6 protein-coding genes and 1 pseudogene are annotated in these 6,757 nt (G+C 63.9%); 2 read left to right on the top strand and 5 right to left on the bottom strand.

Annotation, left to right across the window (positions count from 1 at the left end):
- Positions 1-29: 29 nt before the first annotated feature.
- Genes hmgA through JHD07_RS21585 form a run of 4 tightly spaced genes read right to left on the bottom strand, consistent with a single transcriptional unit; the run spans position 30 to position 4,230 of the window.
- A complete protein-coding gene (hmgA, locus tag JHD07_RS21600; RefSeq protein ID WP_291625583.1) occupies positions 30-1,376 on the bottom strand; it encodes a homogentisate 1,2-dioxygenase in 1,347 nt (448 codons plus the stop codon).
- Between the two features lie 2 nt (positions 1,377-1,378).
- Positions 1,379-2,335 (bottom strand): MBL fold metallo-hydrolase, encoded by a 957-nt coding sequence (locus JHD07_RS21595; protein WP_291625581.1) that lies wholly within the window; start codon positions 2,333-2,335, stop codon positions 1,379-1,381.
- A 24-nt stretch (positions 2,336-2,359) separates the two neighbouring features.
- Positions 2,360-2,584 (bottom strand): DUF2783 domain-containing protein, encoded by a 225-nt coding sequence (locus tag JHD07_RS21590; RefSeq protein WP_291625579.1) that lies wholly within the window; start codon positions 2,582-2,584, stop codon positions 2,360-2,362.
- An 8-nt stretch (positions 2,585-2,592) separates the two neighbouring features.
- Positions 2,593-4,230: an FAD-dependent oxidoreductase gene (locus tag JHD07_RS21585; protein ID WP_291625577.1), complete on the bottom strand. Its 1,638-nt coding sequence runs from the start codon at positions 4,228-4,230 to the stop codon at positions 2,593-2,595.
- Between the two features lie 111 nt (positions 4,231-4,341).
- Between JHD07_RS21585 and JHD07_RS21580 the strand changes: the two genes are divergently transcribed.
- Positions 4,342-4,884 carry a MarR family transcriptional regulator gene (locus JHD07_RS21580; RefSeq protein WP_291625575.1) on the top strand — a complete coding sequence of 181 codons (543 nt, stop codon included), beginning with the start codon at positions 4,342-4,344 and terminating at the stop codon, positions 4,882-4,884.
- A 136-nt stretch (positions 4,885-5,020) separates the two neighbouring features.
- On the opposite strand, the gene JHD07_RS21575 is transcribed toward JHD07_RS21580, so the two are convergent.
- Positions 5,021-5,827: an N-acyl homoserine lactonase family protein gene (locus JHD07_RS21575; protein ID WP_291625573.1), complete on the bottom strand. Its 807-nt coding sequence runs from the start codon at positions 5,825-5,827 to the stop codon at positions 5,021-5,023.
- Between the two features lie 358 nt (positions 5,828-6,185).
- On the opposite strand from JHD07_RS21575, the pseudogene JHD07_RS21570 reads away from it, so the two are divergent.
- Positions 6,186-6,757 (top strand): annotated as a pseudogene (locus JHD07_RS21570) (caspase family protein); the annotation flags it as partial.

Raw genomic sequence — 6,757 nt, 5'->3', positions numbered from 1 at the left:
CCTCCCCGTCCAGGGGAGGGTAAGAGACCTCACGGCCTATTCGGATCGAAGCGCTTCTCTAGGCCGTTCCAGCAATCCGCGTAGTCGGCCTGGAGCGTGGCGGCGTTTGCCGCGTGGGCGGTGACGCATTGGGGGTAGCGGGTCTCGAACATGAAGGCCATCGTGCCGGTGAGCTTCACCGGCTTCAATTCGCCGTTGCTGGCGTGCTCGAAGGCGTCGCGGTCGGGACCGTGCGGCAGCATGCAATTGTGCAGGCTCATGCCGCCGGGGACGAAGCCCTGCGGCTTGGCGTCGTAGACGCCGTAGATCAGGCCCATGAACTCGCTCATGATGTTCATGTGATACCAGGGCGGCCTGAAGGTATTGTCGGCGACCATCCAGCGCTCGGGGAAGATGACGAAATCGATATTCGCCGTGCCAGCCGTCTCCGACGGCGAGGTCAGCACCGTGAAGATCGACGGATCGGGATGGTCGAAGCCGATCGCGCCGACGGGCGAGAAGGTGCGCAGATCGTATTTGTACGGCGCGTAATTGCCATGCCAGGCGACGACGTCGATCGGCGAATGCGGTAAGGTCGTCTTGAACAGCGAGCCGCCCCATTTCACGTAGAGCTCCGTCGGCGTGTCCCTGTCCTCGTAATGTGCAACGGGGGTGAGGAAGTCGCGCGCATTGGCGAGGCAATTAGCACCGATCGGCCCACGCTCCGGCAGCGTGAAGGCGCCGCCATAGTTCTCGCAGAGATAACCGCGCGCCGGACCGTTCGGAATCTCGACGCGGAACTTAACGCCGCGCGGGATCACCACGATCTCGCCGGGCTCGGCATCGATGCGGCCGAATTCGGTGACGAGGCGCAGATTGCCCTGTTGCAGCACGAACATCAGCTCGCCGTCGGCATCGTAGAAATGCTGGTCCACCATGGACTTGGTGATCACGTAGACATGCGCGGCCATGCCCGCTTGCGTGTTCACGTCACCGGCGGTGGTCATGGTCTGCACGCCCTGGACGAAGGTGACCTCCTCCTTCGGCAGCGGCGTCGGATCCCAGCGCAGCTGCGCGATCGGGAGGTCGTATTCGTGGCACGGCGCGGAGCGCCACAGCCCGGCCTCGGCCTTCTCGAAACGGCCCGAATGCTTCACCGACGGGCGGATGCGATACAGCCAGGAACGCTCATTGCTGCCGCGCGGCGCCGTGAAAGGGGAGCCTGACAATTGCTCGGCATAGAGCCCGTAGGCACAGCGCTGCGGCGAGTTGCGTCCGATCGGCAGCGCGCCCGGCAGCGCCTCGGTCTCGAAAGAGTTGCCGAAGCCGGACATGTAGCCCGGCGTCACCTGGGCCGAGCTGCGGATGATCTGGTCCGGCGAGGTATTGATGTTCATGACTATCCTCCTCCTTGCAGGGCGGCCCACATTTCCTGGTCGCGCTTGTCGGTCCAGATCACGGGGTCGTCGATCCCAGACGCCTCGTCGTAGGCGCGCGACACGTTGAACGGCAGGCAGTGCTCGTAGATGGCGAAGCTGGAGAACTTCGGATCCATCACCTCGCGCGTCGCCGCCATGGATTCCTTTAAGCTGCGGCCCTTGGCGACCGAGATTTCGGCGGCGCCATAGAGCGAGGTGACGAAGTCGCGCGTCATCGCGATGGCTTCGCGCACCGTCGCCGTTCCCTTCAGCGCGTCGCCGCGGCCCGGCGCGATTGCCTTGGGATTGAAGTTGCGGATCTCGTTCAGCGTCATCGGCCATTCCCGCAAATGGGCATCACCGCAATAGCAGGCGGAGTGATATTCGATCAGGTCGCCGGAGAACATCGCCTCCGCATCCGGCACCCAGGCGACGATGTCGCCGGAGGTATGGCCGGCGCCCAGCTGCATCAGGCGCACCTCGCGCTTGCCGAGATAGATCGTCATCTCACCTTCGAAGGTCAGCGTCGGCCAGGTCAGGCCGGGGATGCTGGCGGCGTCCTGGAACAGCCGCGGGAAGCGGCCGTATTCGGAATCCCAATCCTGCTGGCCGCGCTCGGCGATCAGCCGATGCGTCTCCTGCGAAGCGACGATGCCCTGCGCCTTGTAGGCGGAGGCTCCGAGCACGCGCACGGCGTGATAGTGCGACAGCACGACATATTTGATCGGCTTGTCGGTGACGGCGCGGACGCGCTCGATCACCTTGTTCGCCATCGCCGGCGTTGCCTGCGCGTCGAACACGAGGCAGCCATCGTCACCGACGATGACCGCCGTGTTGGGATCGCCCTCGGCGGTGAAGGCATAGAGATCGGTCCCGATCTCGGAGAAGGTGATCTTTTTCTCGGAGAGATCGCCGGTGGATGCGAAGTTCTTCGCCATCAATTCGTCCTTCAGGTGACAGGGTTATTGCTGTTGTTGTTGCTGCTGCTGGCCGTCGATCATGCGGCGCTTGGCCAGGGCGATCGCCTCGCGCAGCACGTCGATGTCGCCGATATGGTTGGCGAGAATCAGCACCAGCGCCGCGTCGAAATCGGCGCTCTGCTCCTCGGTCAGATCACGATGCGCCTCGACGACGGCGCGGAAGGCATCGTCGGGACGTAAAAAGTTTGAGGTGGTGGAGAGCGGCATGCGAGACCTCAATACAGACCTTCGGCCCGCGCCAGTGCCGCCGAGATCGCCGAACGGGTCGGATGGCGGAAGCGAGCCGCAACATAACCGTCGGGCCTCAGCAGATAGGCGGCACCCTGCTCGGCGCCATAGCGCTTCGCGACCAGACCCAAGGGATCCGCAAATCCACCCTCGGCCCCAATGCGGATACCCTTGATACTGTCGGGCGCATCAATCGGCCCGCCATTGCTGAACGACAGCAAGGTGAAGTCCGTGCCACCCCTGCGGAAGGCATCCGTCAGATAGAACTGTTCACCGCCACGCGTTGCGACAGGCGCGTCGAGCATCGAACAGCCGGGCGAGGGCCCGCCGCGCCACGTCTCCGCATCGAGCGAGGACAGCGGCGAATCGTAGCTGCACGGCACCGACAGCCGGCCACCATTGACCATGCGCTTGCCGAACTCTGTCTCCTTGGCGAGCGACAGCACCGCCTTACGCAGCCGCGCCTCCTGATGCGAGTTCGGCGCCATGAAATCGGTCGAGCGCGTGGATTCGCGGATGTTCTCGTCCGCCGCCATGCTGCGCTCGAGGTGGTAGCTCTCGAGCAGGCTCGCGGGCGATTTGCCGCGCAGCACGCGGTCGAGCTTCCAGGACAAATTCTCCGCATCTTCGAGCCCGGAATTGGCGCCGCGCGCGCCGAAGGGCGAGACCTGGTGCGCGGAATCGCCGGCGAAGATCACCCGGCCGTGGATGAAGCGCTCCATCCGCCGGCACTGGAACTTGTAGAGCGATATCCACTCGAACTCGAACTTGTCGTGGCCGAGCATGCGCGCGATGCGCGGCCGCACGTTCTCCGGTCTCTTCTCGACGACAGGATCGGCATAGCGGTTGAGCTGGAGGTCGATGCGCCAGACGTCGTCGGGCTGCCGATGCAAGAGCGCCGAACGCCCGGCATGGAACGGCGGATCGAACCAGAACCAGCGCTCGGTCGGAAATTCCGCGGTCATCTTGACGTCCGCGATCAGGAACTGATCCTCGAACACCTGGCCGGCGAATTCCGCACCGACCATCTGCCGCAGCGAGGAGCGCGCGCCGTCGCAGGCGATGACGTACTGCGCATTGAGGCGATAGGCACCCTCCGGCGTCTCGATCGTCAGCACGGCGGAATCGTTGCGTTGCTCGAGTGCCGTCACCTTGTTGCGCCAGCGCAGGTCGATCTCAGGCAGTTCGTTGATGCGATCGACCAGATAGGCCTCGGCGTAATATTGCTGGAGGTTGATGAAGGCCGGCCGCTTGTGACCGTCCTCCGGCAGCAGGTTGAATTGGTAGAGCTGTGATTCGCCGTGGAAGATGCGGCCGACGCTCCACACCACGCCCTTCTCGACCATGCGGTCGCCGACGCCGAGCCGGTCCCAATATTCCAGCGAGCGTTTCGAGAAGCAGATCGCGCGCGAGCCTTCGCCGATGCGGTCGGCATCATCCAGCAGCACGACGCGCTGGCCGCGCTGGGCGAGATCGATCGCCAGCGACAGGCCGACAGGGCCGGCGCCGACGATCACGACCGGATGCTCCGCGGGGCTCGGGCGGCCCTGATCCGGGTGACGGCGATAGCCGAACTGGGTCTTGGCTTGAGCGGTCTTGGCGTGAGGGGTATTGGCCGGCGCCATACACGAACCTCGGCTCTGGTCAGAAGAGGACTGATCTGCTAGATAGTCTCACGTGCAACTATTTTGGACCGGAGCCGGCCGGCCGTCAACCGGGAATTCGGAGCGCTCTCCTTGGCGAGGACATCCAGCGACATCGCGTTGAAGACCCGTGAGGCCGACGAGGCTTCAGTTCGGCCAAAGCCGCGACTCGACCTGTTCAAGTTCGTGCCGTTCCGCCTCAACCGGCTTGCAGCGGAGGTCAGTTCCGCGCTTGCGGTCGAATATCAGGAACGGCACGGCCTCGACATTCCGGCCTGGCGGGTGATCGCCACGCTCGGCTTCCGCGTTGATGCCTGTAGCGCGCAGTACATTGCGCAATGCACGCGGACGCACAAATCCACCATCAGCCGCGCGGTGACAATGCTGCTCGACGAGCGCCTGATCGAGCGGGTCGAGAACCGGGCCGACCGCCGCGAATTCCGCCTGCAACTGACCAGGAAGGGCCGCGCGCTGTACGAGGAGCTGTTTCCGCAATTGCTGCGGCGCGAGGACGAAATCCTCGCCTGCCTCTCCGCGCAGGAGCGCAAGCAGCTCTCGACTCTCCTCGACAAGATCGAGCAAAGCCTCGACCTGATCCAGACCAGCGAAGAAGCGGATGCCAAGCAGGCGTATTAGCTCCTCCGTCATTCCGGGGCGCCGCGAAGCGGCGAGCTATGGTGCGCAATTGCGCACCTGAGAATCCATTGCGCCGCAGGTTACGAGGATAGATGGATTCCGGGTTCGCGCTACGCGCGCCCCGGAATGATGGCTGCTATTTCGCAAACGACCGCGACGGCGGCAGATGCAGTGCGAAGGCATCGACCTTGTCGCTGGCGCGCGGATAGATCTCCGTCACGATCGGATCATGACCGGGAATGAACCTGTCGGGATGACCGGCGAGGCGCTCGATCGTCTCCCAGCCCATCGCCATGTCGCCGACATTGTAGACGATCGGAAATGGGCTCCTGCGCTGCAGATTGGCGTAATAATGCGCGGCATCGGAGGCCAGCACCACCGGGCCGCGCGCGGTCTCGACCTTGACCACCTGCAAGCCGTCGGAATGGCCGCCGACGCGGTGCACGGTCACGCCCGGGGCGACCTCGCCGTCGCCGGAATGGAAGGTAACACGCTCGCCATAGACGTGGCGCACCATCTGGGTGACATGCTCCACCGAGAATGGGTGACGCAACAGGCCATTGCACATGCAGCGCCCGGTCGCGTAAGCCATCTCGCGCTCCTGGAGATGGAAGCGCGCATTGGGGAAGCGGTCGAGATTGCCGGCGTGGTCGTAATGCAGATGCGTCACGATGACGTCGCGAATTGCTGTTGCTGCGACGCCGAAACGCTCCAGCGCGTCGACGGGATTGAGCGTGAGCTTGCGCGCCCGCGCGCTCGCCTCCTCGGCATTGAAGCCGGTATCGACCAGGATGTCGCGGCCCTGCCCTCGGATCAGCCAGACGAAATAGTCGAGATCCTGCGCCGCACTGTCATGCGGGTCGGGCAGGAGGAAGTTCATATGGGGGGTGCGCGGAGACATTGTCGCATAGCGCAGGGCGTAGATTTCGTAGGCGTTTCCCATGGAGTTGCTTTTCTGAGTTGGATCTTGCGGGACGATCGTCCACACCAAGCCATCGCCGGCAGCAAAGGTCAAACGCCGGGCGTTGCGGCGAAGGCAGGTTGCAATGTGAGACCAATCACATCCTCATTGCCAGGGTTGCCCTAACGTCGCGCCGATCAATCGAGATCACGAGGACTGTCATGACGACCCCTCCGTTCCGCTCACAGCACGCCCCTGGGTGGCGGTCCGTCGACACGATAATGCCGAATCTCCAAGCGGTTGACGCCCCCCGTCTCCGGTTTGATAATGAGATAAGCGTAAGTTAAGGTCGCCGCGGCGCAAGCTGGAACGGCGCCTTTTTGGCTGGACCGCGCTGATTATGAAAATTCGCTTCTTTTTCCTTCTGTCCTTGCTCGTCTCGCTTGTCCCGACTGCCCCGTCGCTTGCAGCCGGCGACCGCTTCGCGCTCGTCATCGGCAACGCCAAATATCCGGATGCGGATGCTCCGCTCAAGGAACCGATCAATGATGCGCGCGCTGTCGCGGACGAACTGAAGCGCGACGGCTTTTCTGTCGAGATCGGCGAGAACCTGACCGGCGACGGCATGCGCCGCGCCTTCGACAAGCTCTACAGCAAGATCAAGCCGGGATCGGTGGCGCTGGTGTTCTTCAGCGGTTTCGGCATCCAGTCGGCGCGCCAGAGTTACCTGCTGCCGGTCGATGCGCAGATCTGGACCGAATCCGACGTGCGCCGCGATGGTTTCAGCCTCGAGACCGTGCTTGGCGAGCTCAACACCCGCGGCGCCGGCGTCAAGATCGCGCTGATCGACGCCTCCCGGCGCAATCCGTTCGAGCGCCGGTTCCGCAGCTTCTCGGCCGGCCTGACCCCGGTCATCGCACCGAACGGCACGCTGGTGATGTACTCGGCGGCGCTGGCCTCGGTGGTCTCGGA

The sequence above is a fragment of the Bradyrhizobium sp. genome (assembly GCF_016462955.1).
In the GTDB taxonomy this organism is placed as follows: domain Bacteria; phylum Pseudomonadota; class Alphaproteobacteria; order Rhizobiales; family Xanthobacteraceae; genus Bradyrhizobium.
This window is presented reverse-complemented; position numbering and strand designations above follow the sequence as displayed.

Bases quoted from the DNA above. Each gene is read 5' to 3' on its own strand.
- hmgA (WP_291625583.1), bottom strand. From the start codon at position 1,376: ATGAACATCAATACCTCGCCGGACCAGATCATCCGCAGCTCGGCCCAG.
- JHD07_RS21595 (WP_291625581.1), bottom strand. From the start codon at position 2,335: ATGGCGAAGAACTTCGCATCCACCGGCGATCTCTCCGAGAAAAAGATC.
- JHD07_RS21590 (WP_291625579.1), bottom strand. From the start codon at position 2,584: ATGCCGCTCTCCACCACCTCAAACTTTTTACGTCCCGACGATGCCTTC.
- JHD07_RS21585 (WP_291625577.1), bottom strand. From the start codon at position 4,230: ATGGCGCCGGCCAATACCCCTCACGCCAAGACCGCTCAAGCCAAGACC.
- JHD07_RS21575 (WP_291625573.1), bottom strand. From the start codon at position 5,827: ATGGGAAACGCCTACGAAATCTACGCCCTGCGCTATGCGACAATGTCT.